The following is a 22,769-nucleotide window of genomic DNA, read 5'->3' as shown; positions in this document are numbered from 1 at the left end:
AAGGCGAAAAGCCGAAGCGTATACTTGCCATGTAAGCGATATCATTTTACGTGGAGGTGCAAGGGATTGAACAGTAAACATCTACGTTTCACAATGAAAGGGGAGGGCAAGCGAGAACTACGGCTGGTTCTGGTCTGGCTGCTCGTCTGGGTGATGCTGCTGCCGGCCTTTGGTGTACCGGCTGCTTATGCGGACGGTGTGACTGGCGACACGCCGCTCGTCGACGAATCGTTCGAGGCCATGACGGTCGGCTCAACGCCGCCCAGCTGGGGCGTGTCGGTCACAGGCAATTCTTACGTGCAAGTGAAGCAGGAGAGCAGCGGTAACAACTATTTGCAAATTTACGATGTCAGTCAGCAAAATACGCAGGGCATTCAGAAATCGTTCGTCTCGCAAACCGGACAGCTGACCATCGAGGCGCTCGTGCAGCTTCCGCCTGGCGGCACGGCCGGCAAGGAAAATGTGCTGTTCTATGTGCTTGATTCAAGCGGTAAGGCAGGAGTGGCGCTGAACCTTCAACCCTCCCGGATTCTATCGTATCGCACAGTAGGCGGCACGACGACCTCTACGACGCTGGCGCAGGGGCTGGCGATGTCGTCCTGGCAGCATATCATCGTGTCGGCGGATTTTTCAGCCAAGACCTTCGACTTTTACTTGAACGGCTCGTTGGCAGCATCGGGGGTTCCGTTCCGTTATGACGATGTGACGAATCTCAGCCGGTTGCAGGTGACAGGCGCGTTTTACAACGAGGCGTCGAATCCGGTTCGCGTGGTCAATTTGGATCAGGTAAACATATACACAGGCGATATCAGGCTGCTGGCGCCGCCGGAGCTATCGCCCGATACGACGTCGGCCGTTCCGGGGCAGCCGATCGAATTAACGTTCACGGACGATGCGACCTGGCGGACGGCGATCACGAAGGTGACCGTCGATGGCGCAGTCGCAGCTGCCTCCGAGTATTCGGCTTCTGCCGGCAAGCTGACGCTGGACGCATCGCTGTTTCCGGAAGGCAGAACGTACACCGTCACCGTGCAAGCAGCCGGTTATTTCACCACGACGGTGCAACAGACCATTTACGCCGACCTGCTGAACGAAACGTTCAATCCTATGGCACTGGGTTCGACCCCGTCCGGCTGGGGCGTTTCGGTGAGTGGCGATTCGTACGTCAAGGTGCAGGAGAAGCTCGACGGCGACCATTATCTGCAAATTTATGACGCCAGCCGTCAAAATACGCAGGGGATCACGAAGACGTTCTCACCGCAAAGCGGCGCTTTTACGATTCAGGCCGATGTGCAGCTCCCCGATGGCGCGACAGCGGGAAAAGAAAACATCTTGTTTTACGTGAATGATACGACAGGCAAAACGGCGGTGGCGCTCAACCTGCTGCCGACCAAGATTACATCGTTCCGCACGGTCGGCACAACGACGACAACAACGGATGTAGCGACTTCTCTGCCGGTACATGCCTGGCGTACGCTGACCATCGCGGTCCATCCGGAGACGGTATCGTATGACGTCTATGTGGATGGGACGCTGAAGAAAAGCGCGATTCCATTCCGTTATGACGGAACGGCCAATCTGTCGCAGCTTCGGGTAAGCGGCGCTTACTACGGCGACGCAGTGAACTATGTGCGCATCGTCAACCTGGATAACGTGCGCATCTATCAGGGAGTGCCCGAGCTTTCTGTGTCGGAGCCAGTCGTTCCGCCTGCTCCCGGTGTAGAAACGAATTCGTTCGACAGCTATTCGAGCGTCTTCCTGTCTTCCCGCTGGTGGCGGACGGATGGCCAGGACGGCCAGCTCGGCACATTGGACGTACTCAAACGGTTTATGGCGACGGATGACAAATGGACGTATTTGACGGAGCAGGATAAAATCTCGAATATCGTGCGGCTGGGCGTCGGTTTCCAGGGCTCGCTGAACATGAACAACGGCTCGGGCGGCCGGGCCAAATATTTCGACGGCACCGACATCGTCGCGCCGTGGATGACCTGGGGAGCAACCTGGGGCAGCATGAGCGACCCCGTGTATTACAACCAGGTGCTGGCTACGGCGAAAAGCGCCATTGACGCTGGGGCGTCGTCGTTCCAGTTCGATGACTGGGTGGGCAGCGTAGATGCCTACAAATTCGGCGGCGATTTCTGTGAGCCATGCATGACCGCATTCCGCGATTATTTGCAGGAGCACTATACAACTGCGGAGCTGAGCGGCTTCGGCATCGATCATATTGAGACGTTCAACTATAAAACCTTTTTGCAAACGACACTGGACATTGAGACAAATGCCGATTATATGACGAAAAAGGCGCTTACGCCGCTCGACAGCATCTTCGGCGCGTTTATGAAGCAGGAAACGATCAACTTCCACACGCGCATGCGCGAAGATATGGAGACGTACGCAGGACGGCCGATCGAATATTCGAACAATGCTTCATTTATTCGCGATGCGAGCGCCCAGACGCATTTCATTCACGATTTGTTCGATTATGGCATGGGTGAGCATAACGAAGGTGCCATGAGTTTGAACAACATCGTGACGAACGGCACCATTGCGTCCGGGCTCGGCAAACCGCATATCATGTCGCCGCTGCCGTTTCAGGCAGGAAATATCCGGCAATCGCTTGCCGCCGCTTACGCCCTTGGCCAATATATGCTGGTGCCATGGGACGCCTGGTTGGAAGGTTCGACCCGCTATTTCGGAACCGTTGAGCAGTATGGGGATATGTTTCATTTTATCCGGCAATATCCTTTCTTGTTCGACGGACACGAGCCGCCGGGTAAAGTGGGAATTCTGCTGAAATGGGACGAATTGAACGGCAATACGCTGACCGACTTGTCGATGAAGCTGTTTAAGGCGGGTGTGCCGTTCCGTACGGTGACCGCGAATGAAAGTCTGCCGCATTACGATCTGCGCGCGCAGACGTTGGACGGTCTGGATACGCTGATCGCGTATTCGCCGGTATCATCTTTTGACACGGACGATCAGCAGCGGATTGCGGATACAGGGGCTCAGGTCGTGTCGGTGCCGACGATTGATGCGACGTGGCTTTCCGCGCACAGCGCCGTGAGCGTCAGCGTCGTCGATCAGGTCTATGCGATCGTTCGGTCCGCTACCGACGCCAATGCGCCGAAGTCGGTGCATCTGCTCAATCGCAGCGGTGAAGCTGTTACGGGGGCGAAAGTGACGCTGACCGATGCGGATTTCTTCGGCGGCGCTTCACTTCAGGCGGTCCTGTACCGGCCTGGTCAAGACCCGCTGCCACTCGCGGTGACGAGCGCAGGAAGCGGCAAACATGAGCTGACGGTGCCGGAGCTGACCGAGTGGGGCATTCTGCGCATCGGCAGCGGCACAGCCGCATCGCTGACGGCGGCAGACGACTTTGCGTTGCCGGCGCCATGGTCCGGGCTTGCGATCGGCAACCCGGCCAGGAATGGCGGCGCTACAGTGAGCGGTGCGACATACCAGCTCGTGAGCAAGGGGCGGGGCCTGGATGTCCCGGTCACGGGAGACAACGGCTCGATGGACCAAATCTCTTACGTCTACCGCCACATTGACGCGACTCCAAGGCAAAATTATGAGCTCACGGTTAAGCTGGAGCCGCCCGTCAGTGAGACATTCGGCGCTTTGTCGGGCTTGATGGTGCGTGAGACGCCTGCCTCTAACGCCAAGTTCGTCGCAGCCGCCAATGTGCAGGGCAGCGGCTGGAAGCTTTACTGGCGCGATGAAGACAACGGCCAGGTAGGCGCCGCAAATCTTGATATAAGCGCCACGTCCGGATATTTGAAGTTAGCGCGCGAAGGTGGCAGCTACCGCGCCTATTATTCGGCTGATGGTGTATCGTACGGCACGGCACTTGGCTCGCATGAGCTGGCCATGCGCACATTGCTCGGGGGTGGCTTCGCAGCCGCAGGCAAACAAGCATCTGAATTCACGGCATCCTTGACCGGACTAGCGTTGAACTATGGCGGACTGACGCTGCCTCCAGGCGTGTTGACGGGCGTGAATCTCGACGGACTGCCCGAGCCGTTCGTACTGGATGCCAGCGCTCCGCTGACGGTGAAAGCGCTGTTCAACGATAACGGGACGGTTGCGGAAGCGGATATTACCGGCGAGCATATGGTCTTCGCCAGCTCCGACCCGACTGTTGCCATTGTGAATGAGCAGGGCGTTGTCCACGCCCTAAGCGTTGGCGAAACGACGCTTACGGCACAGTTTACCGCCGGCGGCGTGACGGTGACCGGTACCCTCGCTGTCGAAGTGACGGAAGCTGATCCGGTCCTGTTGGACGAATCGTTTGACAGCTACGGCGAAACCGACGTACCGCTGCACTGGACATATAAGCCGGTACTGGACGGCGGGTCCTATATTAAAATCGCTGAATTCCCGTCTGCTGCCGACAAAAGCTTGAACGTCTACGACAACACGGGCGGCAGCTTCCCAAGCGCGACAGCGGAGTTCGTGCAGCAGAAACGCACAGTGACGATAGACTTTGATTTCCGTATTAATCTGGGCACGAATCCGGCGACGGGCGGCGGAATTGCCGTGTATGTGCAGTCGCAGGGCAGCGCTAACGCCGTGTCCTTGCTCGCCGATCAGACCGGCTTCTGGTATTTGGACGGTACGCAGACGGTTGTCGCTGCTCCACTGGAGTCCGATCGGTGGTATGCAGTGCGTCTGGTCGTTAATCCGCAAACGCAGAAAATGGATATGTATCTGGACGGCACGCAGGTTGTGTCACAGGGCAATTTCCGTCAGACGGCCGACGATATTACGAAGATTATGGTTGGCGGCAGCACAACCGGCGTCAATACACAATTGTATTGGAACAATGTGAAGGTGACCGCAGGAGCGCCGGAATAAGTCAGCCCATTGGGCAATACAGGCGCCGTTCTGCACCTTTGCGCACAGGAAAGCAGGGGAGCCCTTTACAGGACTCCCCTGCTGCGCTGTCCGCTGCACAGCAGGCCTTGACTTTTCTTTTATTCATCCATATTCGCCTTCGATTCGTCTATTTCTCCTTAATGAAAGCGCTTATATAATAGGAATGTAAGCGCAACCGACATGAACCGAACCGTACGAGGCGTCGCTGCAGCGGCTGCCGCCCGGACGGAGCGGGCTGCCGGAGAAAGGGAGGAAACAAAAGCGGAATGAACGACAAACTACAAGAGAACAGGGCGGCCGCTGCGCTCGGCGTTCCGCAGGAGCGTCGGAGGGGAGCAAGCTGGCTGCGAGAGTTGCGGCAGAGTGGGCATTTATATTTGATGGTGCTGCCGGGCGTAATCGGGTTTCTGCTGTTCCATTACGTCCCGATGTACGGCATTATAATCGCTTTTAAGCAGTACGATCTTATTCTCGGATTTGACGGCAGCCCGTGGGTCGGTTTCAAGCATTTTCAAAGTTTCTTCGCCGATCCATATGCGGTGCGAGTCGTTAAGAATACGCTGCTGCTTGGCCTGTATAGTCTGCTTTTCGGGTTCTGGCCGCCTATTCTGCTGGCGTTGCTGCTGAACGAGCTGACGAGCAATCGCTTGAAAAAGTTTTTTCAATCGGTCAGCTACCTGCCGCATTTTATTGCGATGGTTGTCGTCGTCGGCATGATGATGGAAATGCTGGGCGCGAACGGACCTGTGAATTTGCTGCTAGGGTCGTTCGGGTTAGAGCCCATTGCCTTCTTTAACGAGTCATCGTACTTTCGTACGTTGTTCATCGGCAGCGGCATTTGGCAGGGCATCGGCTGGGGCTCGATTCTGTATCTGGCCGCGCTGACCGGCATTGATCCCGAGTTATATGAGGCCAGCTATATGGACGGCGCGAATCGGTTTCGCCGCGTCTGGCATATCAGCTTGCCGGGCATGCTGCCGACCATTACGATTTTGTTTATTTTGCACGCCAGCGATATCATTAACGTCGGCTTTGAGAAAGCCTACCTGATGAGCAATCCGGCCATCTATGAGGTTGGCGACGTCATTCAGACGTATGTGTACCGTAGGGGCATCATCGACCGCAATTTCAGCTACGCCACCGCCGTCGGCCTGCTCAATAGCGTTGCTGCATTCTTTATTCTGTACGTTGCCAATCGTGCCAGCCGCGCGCTGAAGCAAAATTCGTTATGGTAGGAGGAATTTGTAAGTGAAAAATACCGGTTTCGCCAACCGCCTCTTCGATACGGCAAATATCGTTGCGCTGCTGTTGCTGACGTTGTCGATCCTGCTGCCATTTGTGCATATGTTCGCACTTTCCATCAGCAACCCGGTGCCGGTTGGCTTGTTCAAGGTTCTGCTGCTGCCGCAGGGTGTCAATTGGGAGGCCTATATGGCCGTCTTACGGGATAATCAAATTGTACTGGCGTATTGGAACAGCATTCGCTATACGCTGCTCGGTACGTTCCTCGTCCTGCTCATCGGCTGCCTTACCGCATACCCGCTGTCGATCAACCGATTTCGGGCACGCCGGCCGCTGTCCGTGCTGTTCACCTTCACGATGTTTTTTAGCGGAGGTCTCATTCCAAGTTTTATGCTTATTAAAAATATCGGATTACTCGACACGATGTGGGCCATCACGCTGCCGGCCGCGTTCAGCTTCTGGAACATTATTATTCTGCGCACCAATTTCCAGGCGATGCCGCAGGAGCTGTATGAATCTGCTTTTATCGACGGCGCGAACGATTGGCAAATTTTGTTCCGCATCGTCATTCCGCTATCCAAGGCCATTCTGGCAACCATCGCGCTGTTCGCTTCAGTTGGCTTGTGGAATGCTTACTTCGGCCCGCTCATGTACTTAACGTCGCCGGAAATGCAGCCGCTCACGATCATTCTCCGCCGCATTCTTGTCGCCAATGAAGTGCTGTCGCAGGGAGCGCTTGACCAGGCCAATTCGCTGGAGGTTGATCCGGTCGCCGGCGCAGGGCGAATGATCAGTGTGCGTATGGCGACGATCTTCGTAACAATCGGTCCCATCGTCCTTATCTACCCGTTTGTTCAAAGGTTTTTCGTGCAAGGCGTGCTTGTCGGCTCCGTGAAAGGCTGAAGTTAGCGGAGCAGGGCATCGAGCGGAGTTTGTATAAACGATTCAGGAGGGGTTCTAATGCGTAAAACCACGAACTGGCGGCTGACAGCCGCCGCCTTATCCATCTGCATGACGGTGCTGGCAGGTTGCCAGACCACAGACAAAGCCGCCGCACCGACCGCTTCGACCGGGGATGGCAAAGTTGCCGCCACCGAAATTCCGACAGTGGAAGTCTTGACGCCGTGGGATCCAGGTCTGCCGATCGGCAGCGATTTGCCGGTGTTCGTCGAGTGGGGCAAGCGGACAGGCGTCAAATTCAACGTGAACAGCCCGCCCCGCGATGCGTTTAAGGAAAAAATGAACATCGTCCTCAGCTCCGGCCAACTGCCGGATATGATGAAATTTTTCCAGGACGACCGGACCTTCAAGGATTACGGACCGCAGCTGTTCGTGGCGCTTGACGATTATATCAAGGCTGGCAAGCTGCCGAATCTGGAAAAATGGTTAAAGAAATACCCTGAAGTCGAGAAGGTAATGCGGAATCCCGATGACGGCAAGATGTACGGTTTTCCACTCGTGCAGGATTTCGATTTTGCTACCACGCTCTGGCTTGTGCGCAATGATTTGCTGAAGAAAGAGGGAATGGACGCCAGCCAGATTCAGACGATCGACGACTTCAAGAAAGCGATGCTCGCGCTCAAGAAGCAGACGGGCGACTACATTACCTCGACACGGCTCGGTTTCGACTATTTTGCCGAGCGGACACAAATGTATTTTGGCATTAACGTGAATAACGGCCCGGGCAACGGCATCATGCTCGACCCTGAGACGAAGAAATTTGTTTTTGCGCCAGTTGATTTCAAGGACCGGTACAAGGAGTGGACGGAATTGATGCGCTGGATGTACACGGAGAAGCTGCTGCATCCGAATTTCCTGACGATGAAAGATCAGGAGCTGTTCGCAGGTTACGAGAGCGGTCAGTTCCCGCTCATGATGGAGCAGCTCGCGATGTCGAATAATCTCAATCCGAAGAAAGACCCGGCTCGTGACATTCAGCCGATTTATCCGCTTCGCATCGACGGCAAAGTTTATACGCAAAATCTCGATCCGCACTATAACATTGGGTACCGCTCGCCAATGGTGATTAATAAAAAATCGAAATACATCGACCAGATCATCAAAGCGATGGATTACACGTATAGCGACGAGGGCATTGAATTCTTTATGCTTGGCGTTGAAAACGAGACGTTCACCCGCGATAAGACGACGCCTTCCGGGTATAAGCTCGACAAAACCCAAAGCGTCTGGACGGTCGGAGCTGACGGCAAGTATCCTGAAGGGATGAAGAAACAAACGGATTACGGCTATGGCAGCTGGTGGCTGACCGGCGTCATTCCTTCCTACAACCGCTATGGTCTGCTCGGGTTCAAGGCAGGCGAGGATCAACAGGCAGCCGTCATTCCAGACCGGATGAAAAAATTGAAGGAAATGAACGCGCTGCGCGATCCCGAACCGTCCATTAACTGGTCCAAAGACGAATCGTCGAAGCTTGCTGAGATCACGACCCCGTTAAAGACGTATATGAGCGAAAACCTGACGAAGTTCATTCTTGGCCAAAAACCGATGACGGAATGGGATGCCTTCGTCGACGGCTTCAAAAAGCTGAAAACCGACGAGCTTGTCAAGATGTACAACGAGAAGTACGCCAAGTCCAAGTGAAGCTGTTCGGAGCTTGATATAGTTGAAAGAAACGGAGCTAAGCGCTAGTTTGTGCTTAGCTCCGTTTCTTTCGTTTAATGTAAAATTATTTTCACAATGTAGACTTCCCGAACAAGTATACCGATGAATATGGCAACCGCATTTCGTCTATATACATGAGAACAACAAATAATCGAGTGAAATCGGTTTTATTGATTTCAGATCTAGGAGGAAGTAATGATGAGAAAAATTATTGTGCTTGAACATGTCTCCCTTGATGGTGTTATCCAAGCGCCAGGCGGTCCGGACGAAGATCGTGACGACGGCTTTGCATATGGCGGGTGGTCAGTCCCGTATGTGAATGAAGGCGTAGGAACGCTCGTGAGAAAGCAGATGAACAAGACGATCGATCTGTTGTTAGGGCGCAAAACCTATGAAGTATGGGCATCGTATTGGCCTCAACACGGGGACATCTGGCCAATGGCTAACCAGGCAACCAAATACGTCGCCTCGAACACGATGACATCTGGCGAATGGCATCCGACCGTGGTATTACGTGGAGATATTGCGGAACAAATTGCTCAAATCAAGCAGCAGCCGGGGCCGGAACTGCATGTCTGGGGAAGCGGTGATCTCGCTCAGACGTTAATCCGGCATGATTTGGTCGATGCGTTCTGGCTGATCATCTATCCGATCACGCTGGGCAGTGGGAAGCGGTTGTTTGGTGACGGCACGATCCCGGCGGCGTTCAAGGTGGCAGAAAGCACAGTTGCCCCGAATGGCGTTATTGTCGTGAATTACGAGCGAGCTGGGGAAGTCAAGACAGGGAGTATGGAAGCTTAAGGCGACGATTTCTCGGTTGTATGACTCCCCTTCTACATCATTCAACTTTGCTTTCTTCTCATTAGCGCAACTGCAATCAAAAAGAGTAAGGGAAGGACTGCTGCGAATGTCCCCCATAACCCGTGCAGAACAGAAACCGAATTGACCCAGAAGGCGGCTCCTTTTCTAATTTGCATGAGGGAGAAGAGAAAACATGTCAGGGCTAACGGGTAAACAAGAATTCGGTTGTCCGACAGTTTGAACAGGTTGGTAAGCGTCAGATTCAGAATGTACAAGGTAATTGTAGCCTTCATGAGGGCGGTGGTAATGAGCGATATGCCGATGATGGATTCGATGCGTTGAATGACTTCCAGCATGTTAATAATACGTGCAACCTCAAACATGGAATATTTGCGCTCTCCGGCCATGGGTCCAAATACAAGGATCGTACACAGCGTCACTGCGAGAAGGAAGAAGCCGTTAAGCAGCAATGAGATATACATCCGTTTTCCTACCAGGGAACGTTCGTCTGAGCGCACATAAGGCAGCAGCATGGACATCAGGATCAACTCGGTATAGGGAAAGCCGTATGCAAAATAGCCGCCAAGCAGAATGGGTTTCACCCCTTCAGGCATGACAGGGAGCAGGTGATTGACGTCATAATTGTTAATCGACAGAATGAGTGTCAATACAATGAAGAAGATAACGATAACAAAGGGAACAAGCAGCATGCGGGCTATCGTCTCAATGCCGGAGCGCACGGATAGCGCCGCGACAATATAGACGAAGAAGAGAAACAAGTACAAGGGAGTTTGACGCATCATGGAGCTGGTCATGAAAAGTCCTATATCAAGTACGATTCCGGATGTTATGTGCCATTGGAAAGATACGAAAGCGACAGCGATGATGCTGGTGATCACATTTCCTACCAGTTTCCGACTATATTCAATGAGCGTCAATTCTGGAAAGCGCTTGTACAAATAGAGCACTCCCGTGAGCATGAGCAAACCACTGCACATGGCAATCAGCAGCGAAAGCCAGGCGCCGTTTCTGGCAAAGCCAATCAGCGGGCCGGGAATATTGACTATGGACGATCCTGTCATGAATGCGAAGAACAGCAGCGTCATCTGAAAGGAGTTGATTTGCTCTTTCTGATACATCGCGTGCATCACCTCCGTCGCTGATTTGATTAGCTTGGCGGAACGTTGAGGAGATCCAGCAGTTGGCGCCCCCAGCCGCCAAATAACAGTAGTGCGGCATCTTCAATGAAAAACAAAGAGAGATGCCAGATGTGGTCAACCGCCAAATAACAAGAAAGCAGGAAGACTCCCGCATAGACAATTCGGTCACGAGGCTTGAGCTTTTTCAGCCTGCGCCAGTCAGCTATAACCATGACGGTATAAATGAGCAGCATCAAGATGCTAGGGTTTGTCATCTTTGCCAGCCTCCCGTCACGCAGATAATTAGGTCGGCTTACCAATTGAGGTGCCGGTTGTACTGAGGTGAACGCTAACGTTTACGCTGAATTCGCACTCTGCAAAGCGATCCTCCCAGTTCGGCTTCCACTTCTTCCATAACGCCGGATTCCTCTGGTACACTTTATTGCCGAGTCCTAGCGCGTCGAATTTATTACGCTGCAGCCAGGCTAACGTCTCCAACACCTGCTTGCGAATATTGTCTTCGATTTTCTCCTTGAATCGCTGCTCATCTTCTTGCGTTTCCAGCTTCGTGCAGGCAGCCTCCAATAAGGCTACGTCCGCTTTGATTGTGATATGGGTGCGAAGCGGCTGATCGGGAGCAATGACCGGTTTCCAAGAGCTTGTGAGAAGGAGGACTTCAACAGCTTCTTCCTTCTTGTAGTCATGGGGACAGGCGACTGCAATCATGCCGCTGTTAAAGTTATTCTGCAGCATTTGCAAGCTCTCTACATAAAATGGCTTCATTAGACCGACCATCACGCCTTTTTTCAGCATGGCAACGCCAGCGACATTCGTTGCCGTGATTTCGTGATCTTCGCTAAGGTAGAGATAAGGCACCGTTGCGTTGCCGACCTGACTCTTCAATTGCAAGCCGAGATCCAGCAAGTTCGTATTGATTGTTTTGGAACTATTCATGTCGGCAGCATCGCTGCTTTGATGAAACTGTTGGGAGATGGTGTTTTCAATAAGTGGCTTTATCTCCAGGTATTTATTGGCCTTGCCTTTAGCGATGACGAGCGAAGTCGTTAAACGGGGCTCATGATCGCGATAAAAAAAGTCGAGGGTCTCGAGAACATTTTGCTCACGGGCCAATTGCTCGCTAATAATTAATATCCGCGCGTGGCCCCACATCGTCTTGCGACCGAGATGAATGGGGATGTCGCGAATCGCTTTGGATAAGGTATGGTTATGAGTCACAATATTGACCGTTGATTTATCGCTCGTTCTCATACCCACTAGCCCTTGGGAAGGCTTAAATACCTGTGTCGTCATCTCGAACTGTCCGTCATCCGTGCGGTCAAGCGCCACCCCCATGACGAACCCCTTGCTGGGGAGCTCGGATCGATCCCAACATCCGGTGAGTAGGATCAGCATGCCGGCGCTAAGCACGAACCGATATACGGCTGGAGCCATGCCTGTTATCACCTCTTGCGCAGACTGTGGAGATTAGTGCTGCGGTTTATCATTCTTCATCATGCGAGGGGAGCGCATTAAATTGCGCAATGGTGCTCGAATGAATACATCCTTCATTTGTTTAGGGTAGAAGGGGCCAATCGGGCTTAAATAAGGCTGACCGAGGGAGCGTAGATTAGCCAGATGCAGCCAAATTAGCAAGAAAGCGATCAGGATGCCGAAAATGCCTAGAAACGCAGCAAACAACATAATCGGAAACCGAAGCAGGCGCAGTCCGAAAGCAAAGTTGTACTGTGGAATGGCAAAGGACGCAATGCCCGTCAAAGCGACAATAATCACCATGATAGGTGAAGCAATCCCGGCATTAATGGAAGCTTCGCCAATGACCAACGCGCCGACAATGCTAACTGCCGAGCCAACCGGGCGGGGAAGCCGAATGCCGGCTTCCCGCAGCAGCTCGAATAGAAACTCCATGATAAAAGCCTCAATTACCGCAGGGAACGGAATGCCTTCTCTTGAATTAATGACAGCGATCAGCAGAACGGTTGGAATAAGCTCGGAATGAAATGTGGAAAAAGCGATATACAGACTAGGGAGTCCAAGCGCTATGAGAACGGCAAAGATCCTCAGCAGTCGAATAAGGCTGGAAACCACCGTTCGTTGATAGTAGTCTTCGCTGGATTGCAGCATTTCGACGAGGAAGCTGGGGCAGATCAGCATAGAACCGGTTCCGTCGACGAGTACAATGATTTTGCCCTCCAGCAGTGCGGCCGTGGCTACATCCGTTCGTTCGGTATATCTGAATTGTGGAAACGGAGAATACGTAGAATCCTCCAAAATTTCTTCAATATAGGAAGTTTCGAGAATATCGAAGTCATAGAGCCGCGACATTCTTCGTTCGAATTCAGCCAGCACCTCCATGTTGACCGCACCTTGTAAATAGCTGTAGGCCACGGTTGTTTTCGTACGGCCTGACGGCGGAAGTGTAATGATTTTCAAATCCGGCGATTTAAGGCGAAGCCGGATCATGCCCAAATTTTTGGAGATGTTCTCGACGGTGCTTTCTCGCGGGCCTTGGACGACTGGTTCGGTAACCGATTCTGTGACCTGCCTCGTTTCGAGACCAACCGCTCTATAACTTAACGCGCAATCCCACTGATCGAAAAAAATGACGATATTGCCTTCCAGTATGGCGTCTATCGCTTCAGGGAAACTTTCGAGGATGTCAGCGCTTTTGGAAGAAGCGGCATGGTGGCTGAAGAAGTAGCTGACCGTTTGTGGCGTTACATCCGCGTCAGGAGGGGGCGAACCTTCCACCAGATCTTTTAACGTTTCCTTGAAGGCGTTAAATTCTTTTTTCTGAATAAGCGTTTTGGCATACACCGAGTAAGCCTCGTATTGCATTTCAGGCCCATAAGACCAGGGAAGGGTAATAATGTCGCTGCAATTAATAAAAATGTGATCGATTCGCTCGCGATTCGAAGCCAAACGGCTTGATATCCCGGTAGCCGCAAACGATTCTTCAGAAACTGGTAGGGGCTTGTCAGTCAAATTCGATGATGGAACTGCGAAGCTGCGCTTCGTATTCGTGAGCCATTTGAACAGTTTCACAGATTAGCCCTCCTCATCAATGTCAGCACGGGTTTATTCGTTAATATTTCCAATGTTGGAAATATTAATGCCTCGAATTTTCTCCATAAAACCGACAGGAAATATATGGATAATAATCTGGTGGTATTCGCATTGTCATACCAGGTCATAATCAGGTAAACGGCCTTTGCCCTTAATTCCATGGGACAAAGGCCGTATGGTTTGGTTTGTAACCGTTCAACGGACAAATAAATAGGTTATTCCAGCCCTTCAAAATAAAACTCGAAATGCAACCTTCGATCCAAATCGTCCGTTACGCGCACCCTCATATCCAACGCATAATACAGCTTTTCTTGGCCAAAATGGTTCAGGAACGCCAGCGGCTCCACGAACGGTTCCATCAATGCTTCGTCATAGCTCAATACAAGTTTGAAGCCGGCGCCCACAAGCTCAACCCGACCGGCTTCCGCAACCCTGGGCTGCACCTGGCAAATGAAGCGTTCGGTTAACGCAGCGCCTGCTTGTTCTAAGAACACATAGTGATCCTCCAGCTCGAGCCTTGGCAGACCGCTGTTTTTGCGCCAAGTCCAGCTTCGCTCCAACTTCTGCAGCCCTGGAATCGCATAGGCATCCTGCAGCTCTACGACGAACCGGTCATCGTCGGCCGTAATGTCAGCCTGTCGTACGGTCGCTTTATACGCTGCGCCAGCTTGTTGGCTAACGCCATCGATCATAGGGACAGAGTGCCCCAGCGCACTGTTGCAAATAAAGGAATACCTTGTAGCGGGTGCGAAGTACGGCTTCGTATATTGCCCGGCTCCCATATCAGCGAGGAACGTCTCTTCTCCGGCCATGACGATGAAGTGTCCGACATCGTTATGATTATGGGGCTCATCGTTGCAGCCGCCTTTGGCGGCAAAGCAGAACGTTCCTTCCGCCTTCTCGACCCGCGACACCATCCACTGCGCGTCTGCCAGATAGATCGACGCCTCCTTCCATTCCTCCCCCTGCGTCTTCGGTTCGAACCAAATCAAATTGCGAAACGCAGGCGCCCAGCGGCCGCAGTGATCGTAAACCGCCTTATCCTGAAACGTATAGGCGGGGAGCTGCACTTCCGGAAAGCGCCGCGCCATTTCATGGGTCAGCCCGATGTACACATCAGCCTCCGCGGGCGAATCGGAGAAATTAACGACCTTGCGACCGTGAAGGAAGCATCTCTGCTGAAATAAGGCTACCGCCTTCACTTTAGGAGTGGCGAGTAAATCGACCTCCCCATTGGTTCTTCGGGAGAGAAGCTCTGCGAAATACGTATAGAAACCGAATCCATAGCCCCAATACATATATCCTTCCAAGCAGGCGCCGTCCTCTCCGTAGCCTTCAAGGAACAATTGGACCGTCGGCAGCGCTTTGTCCAAGACGAGAGCTAATTCCTGCTTATCCTCGATTAAATAGATAGCTGCCGCACCGATCGAACCGGCACATACCGCCGCCCAGTTATTGCGCACATGCTCCCAAAAGAAATCGTTCACTAGAAAAGGTGCAAAAACGCGTCGGTGCACTTCTCTATATACGCGATCGCGTATGGTTTCCGGCCAACTATGCCCCGTTAGCATCATCACCTCAGCCAGTGCGAAAGCGGTCTCCGCAGCGAACAGATCAATCCCGATTCCCGGGTCCGGCACATGCTGCTCATGTACGGAGTAGCGAGCCGTTCTGAATCCAGGCGGGCTGTCAAAATGGACCGGCACGCACCAGGAAAATTCCCCGCAAATGGCCCAGACGGTATCCAAAAGTCCGTCCTGGTAATCGGAGCGTTCAGGATGCAGCCAGCTCAACAAGCCAAATGTTGTTAGTCGTTGTCTCCTGGAGAAATAGACGGGCTCATATGTTTTGCGGAAGCCATCCTCCCAAACGCGGCGGAATAGCGTCCAGGGCAATTCAGTAATGGGCTGCCCGAGAAATCGTTCTCCATCTGCAGCCAATTGTTCAAGAATCGGCTGGAATTCAGGCTCTGACATAACTCGATTGCGCACGACTTCCCGATCTTCCCGAAAGAGCCAATTGCCGATGTCGGGGCTGCCATCGGCCAGTTGTTCGTAAATAGAGGGGTGAATCATAGTTTCCAATGCCTCCCTGTTTCGTAAACTACGTAGAGCTAACGGTATTCACCCTCAAGTATAGTGCAGTGGTTAGGATCCCTCTATCGGGGGATGTGACCCGATTTCTTGTTTTTATGACTTGCTGGTGCAGAAGATCGTCTGCCTCTTTCGCTTGCAGCCGTTGTGATTTTGAAGGTCCCCGTGTTCGGAAAGGACGAATCATAATTAAGACTTTTCCCGGGGGAAATCGTCCCTTTCTCCGGTTTTTCCGCCCCTTGACTTCCTATATAATCTTACAAATGTAAGCACTTTCTTTATTGGACTCACCGGAAATATTGAATATCTCCCGCCACTTACGGTTTGCCAGTAGAGGCGGGAGCTCTTGTTACACATTTAGGAGGTGAATTAGCGCATGAAAAGAAATTGGATTCGGGTTTTATGTTTGCTTCTTGCTGTTCTTCTCTTGCCATGGTACTCGTTACGCGCTGAAGCGAATGAGGCGACCCCGCTATTTACGGACAGCTTCGCAGGGGGATTAGGCAATTGGGATTTATTTGGCAGTACAGCATGGACGATTGAAGGAAGTGGAGAAGCTGCGCAACTGAAAGGGGCGACATCGGCAACATCGCCGCAGCGTGCGGTTGTCAAGTCTTCAAATCTTCCTTATAGTTCTACCGATTACAACGTCGGATTTTCGGCTAAGGGAGATCGGTTCCGTGCTATATTCCGGTATTCGTCCGGCACTAATTATTATTTTTTGGAATTTAAAAATACGAAATCCGTTGAGCTGTGGAAATATCCCAACTCATCAACTAACGTCCAGGTAGGCACGCCTGTAGATATCGGCTCGGCTATCTCCGGATTCAATCTGACAGATTGGCATCAGTATCAAATTGAGGTTAAGGGAAGTAACTTTAAACTTTCCATAGACGGCGTTGCGGTAACAACCTTCACTGATACATCGTTGACCGCGGGCGGAGTCGGCTTTTCTGTAAAAAGTATCGGTCCGGCTGTCAGCTTCAATGTTGAGCAATTGACGGTTTCGCCTGTTGTCGTCGAGCCTGCATTTACGATCGAGCACACACCTGTGACAGAAATTCCGTATAATGCTGATTTACCGGTTTCTTTTACGCTAACGGGATCGAGTACACCTGTATCCGCTGAAATCCATTATGGTTACGGAGACGAAGCTCTTGATCAGGCCATTCAAGCGACAGGCAGCGGAAACGGCCCATATACGGGGACGATTGCAGGCACGAACCAGTTCAGCCACATTCGTTACTACTTGACGGCTCAGGATGATGAAGGCCGAACGGCCCGCTATCCAGAGACGGGGGAAATGACGGTTCCTATCGGAGATATTGTGCCGTATGTGAACGATTTCGAAGGGGAAACCGTGAATACGGCGCCCGCTGATTGGAAAGTGGGCGGAAACACCAAGGTCATCCAGTTGCCCGACGGTAACAAGGTATTTAACCTGAATGGATCGGGCAGCGCCAAGCTGAACTTGCCGATGTATCAAAATGCGGACAATTTCGTTGTCAAGTTTAGAGCCAAATATGAGCGGACGAGCACGGCGGTCCAAAATACATGGCGTTTTCGCTACCGTGCGACGGATGACGCCAACAATAATGCATTGGAGTGGGCGACGCATAACTCCAAGTATTTCCTCATGCGCAAAACGACGCTCGGCAGTAATTATTACATCGCCAACTACGTCAAGTCGCTGCTGGATGAATGGCATGATTACGAGCTGCGCATCAGCGGAATTACACACAAGTTGTTCATTGACGGTGTGGAGATCGCTAGCGGAGATGATTCCGATCCCCTAGCGCTGAAAAAAGGATATTTTCAATGGAACGTGGTCGGTGGCATCAATCTCATGATTGATAACTTGGACATTGAACCGATTCAGTCACCCTATGTCATTGATCTGCAGCCGTCCGGCAATTACGCAGGTATCTATACGCAAGCGGAGCTGCCGGGGTTCAAGCTGGCCTTGGAAGCGGGTGCGGAAGCCCATGCGTTTCAAATGGATTACACGGTACGTCGGGCTGACGGCAACCAAGCGGTCGTCGCTTCCGGTATGAAGACGTACAGCTTGGACAAATACGCGAAGACAACCGACACGGAGCCGTTCATGCCACATATCGTGGATATCGGAACCTACGAAGTGTCGGCAGAATTTAAGGTCGATGGCATAACGCAGCTGTCGAAGTCGAAAAAGATGAGGCTTGCGGTTGTGAATGAGGCTGCACCCGTGCAAACGCCCGATCTGGACAATGAGAGCAAGTTTGGATTGAACACGCACTATGCCCTTAACTGGAACGACGACATTATCGATGGAGCCCGCAAGTTGGGTGCGCGCTCTCACCGTTCAGGCATTACGTGGGAAGATGTTGATAAACATGCTCAGGACACAGCGGGGAGTCCCGTATACGACTACAGCAGAGTTGACCCGCAGCTCGATAAACTCTTTTCCTACGGATTCAATCAGATTACTGTGCTCGGTATCGACAGAAATGCGTATTATCAGGAAGGAACCGTCAATACAACCTCTTCACTGAAGGCAATGGGCGACTTCGTTGCGAGCACTGTAAACCGGTATAAGGGCCGAATCCGGCAATGGGAAATGCCGAACGAACCGGAGATATTCTCCAAACCTTATGTACCCAGTGAGTTCGTTCAATTGCAAAAAGTGGCTTATCTGAATATGAAGAAGGTTGATCCAGACGCGATGCTGCTTGCAGGGGATCATACCTCCAGCGTGCGCAGTGTATTGCCGAAAGAACTGGAAGCCGGTTCATTCGATTATGCCGACGCGTACTCCTACCATCCGTACGTATACAATTCGATGCCTGACGGCAATTTGCAGGCGATGATGGATGGCGTTAAGGATCTTGTTAACGCTTACGGCGGGTGGAAAGATTACTACTTGACCGAGGGGGGCTGGCCGACGGCCAAAGCCGGTTATCCGTCGGTATCGGAGGAGACGCAGCGGGACTACATCGTTCGCGCATTTCTGAACTATATGGTCACCGATCAAGTAAAGGCTTACGAGTATTACAATTACAAGAATGACGGCACCGATGACAGGTATTACGATATTTTCTGGGGGATCACAGACAATGACGGTAGACCGAAACTGGCTTACGCCGCCGTTAACCAACTGATGACGACACTAGATAAGGCCATGTACATCGGAACGTGGGATACGGCAGATCCCGATGTCGCCGTTCAAGTCTTTTTGAATGATGGGGCTCCGGTTGTGGTCGCCTGGAAAAGGGTGGATCACAAAGACAATCCAGCCGTCAAGCCACCGGTTAGCACGATCACACTTCCATTCAGCGCAGCCGGTGCGAACGTCAAGGATATTAACGGAGTCAATATGCCCGTTCCTGCTGCCGCCAATGGCGATGTGCAGCTTACGGTGTCTGGCTCGCCAATCTATATAACAGGCGCTTCCGCCGATTTTGTCTTTCATTCCGCAGAGAAGCTGCTGCGCAGCAAGCGGCAGCAGGCGGAGAGCAAGCTGATCTGGGCTCAGAAGTTGGGCGGACCCACAATTACGGCCGATTTGTCGGAGTTGAATCGCATTCAGACGCAGCTTGAGTCAGCTATGGCAAGCGGCAGCCAGGCTGCGGGGATCGAGCAAGGCATCAAAGATATTTACGCTTTAATGGCGCAGATTGCCGGTCAGATCAAGGACGGCTCCTTGGAGCAGGCTCCCGGTTATGTAGCGCTTGAGGCTTTCTACAATATGGCGGAAAGCGCATCTGTCGCATTGGTTTACGCTCTCCATGGCCTAGGCTCGAACCATCTGGATTACACATCCGCCGTGCAGGCGACGACAACGGCATTCAATGCCAAGAAAGGCGATTATAGCGTGATGCCGATCTCCACGGCGGCGGTGCTGAGACTGAACCGTTACGGCAGGTTGGCGGAAGCTGCACAGAGCCGGGGCAGCTACGCAGAAAGCTATGCGTTCAATGTATTGGCGCGCGAGTTCACGAATGCGGCAACCGCGATCATCGATTCCGAAGGGGCGAAATTCATCGGCGTGCTGGCCAATGTTGTGCCGACGCAAGCTAACGGCGAAGCAGGCTACGCGAATACGCTGACGTTATCTCTTGTGAACAATACGGATGTCCCCCAAGAGGTGACGGTGCAGTTGAAAGTACCAGACGGGTGGGAAGCCTCACAATCGGCTCCAGCGTCATCAGTGCTGACCATTCCGGCACAAAGCTCGCTGGACACCCCATATTCCGTGCTCGTGCCGGAAAATACACTCAAGGGACGATATGATATCAACTTTGAAATCTTGTATCATGGGGCGCCTTTCGATGTGAAGAACGTCCAGTTGACGGTGGAGGACGGACTGGATGTGAAATTACTTCCCGCGAAGATGACGATCGAGCAACTGGATGTGCTGTCCGTGCAACTGACGGGAACGTCGTCATTTGCCAAGACGGGGAAAGTGATGGTCAAAGGACCGGACGGCGCCTTGTTGGAGCCGGTCACGACCGACACGTTCAGCAATTTGCAAAAGGGCGGCGTTGTAAGGATGGACTTCCGATGGAACGATCATCAGCCGGTTCCATTCAATGAATATACGGTTGATATGCAAATCGAAGAGACGTCACGGAACAAAGTGATTTACCACGACCCGGCGCTACCGCTCGAATTCAACCTCATTCAGGAAGCTGATGGCATTACAATTGACGGTGACTTGAGCGATTGGCAAGATGCGTTCCCGTTTCATCTGCGCAGCAAGTCGCAGCATTCGAGCGGTTATCGCGATCCTGCTAATCTCGAAGCTACGGCGTACGCCAAGTGGGCCCCAGACGGCATGTACGTCGCGGTTTCGGTGCAAGACGACATTCACAAGCAGTCTGAGAATGCTGCCAACATGTGGAAAAACGACTCCGTTCAAGTCAGCCTTGACCCGCTAAACAATCGGGAAGCGCCTTACGGTGCAGACGATACGGAATGGGGCTTTGCACTGAGGGATGACGGAAGGCCGCTCGTTAACATTTTCAACTCGTCGCAGCCGAACCCGAACGGCGACATCAGCGGACAGACGCCATTCCAGGCCATTCGGGACGAAGCCGCTCATCGAACGACTTACGAATTAAAAATTCCGGCATCCTATGTCAAAGACTTGAAGCCGCAACTCGGCGGAACGATCGGCTTTAACGTGGCTGTCAATGATGCGGACCTTCAGAACGGCCGGGACGATTTTATCCAGTGGACCCAAGGGACGGCCGATTCGAAAAACACAGCGCTGTATGATGCCTTCGCATTCATTCACTACACGCCGCCAACACCGGTTGAGCCAACGACTGACATGACAGCTCCGATTTGGCCAGCTGATGCCCGTGTGACCGCAGCAGATGTGGGTACGGACCGCGTGTCACTGAGCTGGACGACGGCACATGACGATACGGCGGTGACGGGGTATCGGATTATTTACGGCGATCACGTGTCGGCGAGCGTTTCCGGTGCTGTTTACACCAGCGTCAGCGGTGCTGTCTATGGCATGGCGGACGGCATCGTAACCGGCAGCGTCTACAACAGTGTGTATACGGCAGCTTCAAGCCAGATTCTTACGGGGCTGACACCGAATACCCCGTATACCTTCATCGTCCATGTCCGTGACGCTGCCGGTAATTGGAGCGAGCGCGGACTATACACAGCGCTCCGTACGAAAGCTGTGGAATCCGGTTGCAGCAACTGCGGCGGTTCGGCGCCATCTTCGCCATCCACAGCACCGGTTGAGCAAAGGCCAGTCGGAACAGAGGAACGGCGGGTCGTCAGCGTGCAGGAACTTGCAGCTATGCCGGCGGGCAAGAAGATCATTGCACTTGGGCCGAAGCAGACGGAGGTTTATATGCCGGTTAACGCGTTCTCACTGTTGAACGGAGAGGCTCTGCGTATCGACTCGGCTGCAGCGGGCGTCAAAGCGGTTATCCCGGCAGCTGATCTGGAGCAATTAGGCAAGCTGCTGAGCGAGCAGGAGAAAAGCGGCGGATATATCGCATTCAGGGTCCAGTCGGAAACGGGAAGCGAACGCGAGTTGGCACAAGCCAGTTCTTCGCGTCAAGGGCTGCAACTTCAGGGCGCAAGCTTCCGGTTCGAGTTGAAGGTGAGCAGTGGGGAACGAAGCATGAAGCCATCGGTTTTTGCGGAGCCGGTAACGATTGAGCTGCCGATTGAAGAGAACGGCTTGGATAAAGAACTGCTTGGCATCTATTACGATAATGAAAATAGCGGTGGCTGGGAATATATCGGCGGTGAAACAGGCGAAGGGGAACAAGGGAAGATCACTGCCGCAGTCAGTCATTTTAGCCGCTATGCGGTAATGGCTTTCGACAAGACGTTTTCCGATGTCGGTCCGGATCATTGGGCTTATCAGGCGCTTCATGTGTTAACAGCCAAACATATTGTTCAAGGCCAGACCGAGAGCCTGTATGCGCCGGACTCTCCAACAACCCGTGCAGAATTTGCCGTGCTGCTCGTTCGGATGCTCGGTTTGCAAGAGGCGACGCAAGATAAGCTTCCTTTCGAGGACGTCCCGGAGAATGCATGGTACAAGAAGGAGCTGCAAACGGCGTACCAGTCGGGTCTGATACAAGGAGTATCGGGGGATAGTTTTGCTCCTGACAGCCTCATTACCCGTGAGGAAATGGCAGTGCTGATGGTTAGAGCCTATTCATACCGGTATGGCGCCCTGAGTTCACCAAATGACTTGCTGGTCGGATACGCAGACGGCGATCATGCTGCAGAGTGGGCGAGGAACGGTATTAATCAAGCAATTGAGCTAGGTTTGATGACAGGACAGGCGGATCGCCAATTTGGTCCCCGTATCGAAACGAATCGGGCTGAAACGGCACAAGTGATCTACAATTACCTGTACAAACAACGATAAACAAATAACCTGGGG

11 protein-coding genes are annotated in these 22,769 nt (G+C 52.7%); 6 read left to right on the top strand and 5 right to left on the bottom strand.

The genetic code is table 11. The annotated features are described in order from the left end of the window. The first annotated feature begins 66 nt into the window (after nt 1-66). The 5 genes from ABE504_RS13715 (at nt 67) to ABE504_RS13695 (ending at nt 9,546) form a co-directional block, all read left to right on the top strand. On the top strand, nt 67-4,860 hold the full coding sequence (locus ABE504_RS13715; RefSeq protein ID WP_430089192.1) for a hemoblobin-interacting domain-containing protein: 4,794 nt from the start codon (nt 67-69) through the stop codon (nt 4,858-4,860). 287 nt (nt 4,861-5,147) lie between these two features. After that, a complete protein-coding gene (locus ABE504_RS13710; RefSeq protein WP_430089190.1) occupies nt 5,148-6,116 on the top strand; it encodes an ABC transporter permease in 969 nt (322 codons plus the stop codon). Nucleotides 6,117-6,129: 13 nt separating this feature from the next. Next, the gene (locus ABE504_RS13705; RefSeq protein ID WP_430089187.1) at nt 6,130-7,026 is read left to right on the top strand and encodes a carbohydrate ABC transporter permease; all 897 of its coding nucleotides are present in this window, start codon (nt 6,130-6,132) and stop codon (nt 7,024-7,026) included. Nucleotides 7,027-7,083: 57 nt separating this feature from the next. Beyond that, nucleotides 7,084-8,724 (top strand): extracellular solute-binding protein, encoded by a 1,641-nt coding sequence (locus tag ABE504_RS13700; RefSeq protein ID WP_430089185.1) that lies wholly within the window; start codon nt 7,084-7,086, stop codon nt 8,722-8,724. A 219-nt stretch (nt 8,725-8,943) separates the two neighbouring features. Beyond that, nucleotides 8,944-9,546 carry a dihydrofolate reductase family protein gene (locus ABE504_RS13695; RefSeq protein ID WP_430089183.1) on the top strand — a complete coding sequence of 201 codons (603 nt, stop codon included), beginning with the start codon at nt 8,944-8,946 and terminating at the stop codon, nt 9,544-9,546. A 41-nt stretch (nt 9,547-9,587) separates the two neighbouring features. Here the strand turns inward: ABE504_RS13695 and ABE504_RS13690 are convergent, their stop codons facing one another. The 5 genes from ABE504_RS13690 to ABE504_RS13670 all read right to left on the bottom strand — a co-directional run bounded on the left by ABE504_RS13690 (nt 9,588) and on the right by ABE504_RS13670 (nt 15,844). Beyond that, nucleotides 9,588-10,685: a GerAB/ArcD/ProY family transporter gene (locus tag ABE504_RS13690; RefSeq protein ID WP_430089181.1), complete on the bottom strand. Its 1,098-nt coding sequence runs from the start codon at nt 10,683-10,685 to the stop codon at nt 9,588-9,590. 29 nt (nt 10,686-10,714) lie between these two features. Next, a complete protein-coding gene (locus ABE504_RS13685; RefSeq protein ID WP_430089179.1) occupies nt 10,715-10,960 on the bottom strand; it encodes a hypothetical protein in 246 nt (81 codons plus the stop codon). Between the two features lie 28 nt (nt 10,961-10,988). Then, nucleotides 10,989-12,137, bottom strand: a complete 1,149-nt coding sequence (locus ABE504_RS13680) for a Ger(x)C family spore germination protein (RefSeq protein ID WP_430089177.1) — start codon at nt 12,135-12,137, stop codon at nt 10,989-10,991. Between the two features lie 33 nt (nt 12,138-12,170). After that, on the bottom strand, nt 12,171-13,748 hold the full coding sequence (locus ABE504_RS13675; protein ID WP_430089174.1) for a spore germination protein: 1,578 nt from the start codon (nt 13,746-13,748) through the stop codon (nt 12,171-12,173). A 236-nt stretch (nt 13,749-13,984) separates the two neighbouring features. Further along, entirely contained in the window at nt 13,985-15,844 is a 1,860-nt protein-coding gene (locus tag ABE504_RS13670; RefSeq protein ID WP_430089173.1) for a hypothetical protein, read from the bottom strand. Between the two features lie 394 nt (nt 15,845-16,238). Here ABE504_RS13670 and ABE504_RS13665 point away from each other — a divergent pair, with 394 nt between their 5' ends. Then, on the top strand, nt 16,239-22,754 hold the full coding sequence (locus tag ABE504_RS13665; RefSeq protein WP_430089171.1) for an S-layer homology domain-containing protein: 6,516 nt from the start codon (nt 16,239-16,241) through the stop codon (nt 22,752-22,754). The last annotated feature ends 15 nt before the right edge of the window (nt 22,755-22,769 follow it).

The organism is Paenibacillus oryzisoli, assembly GCF_050467285.1.
Lineage (GTDB): Bacteria > Bacillota > Bacilli > Paenibacillales > NBRC-103111 > Paenibacillus_E > Paenibacillus_E oryzisoli_A.
The sequence above is the reverse complement of the archived record's forward strand: the minus strand, read 5'-3'. Positions and strand labels throughout refer to the sequence as shown.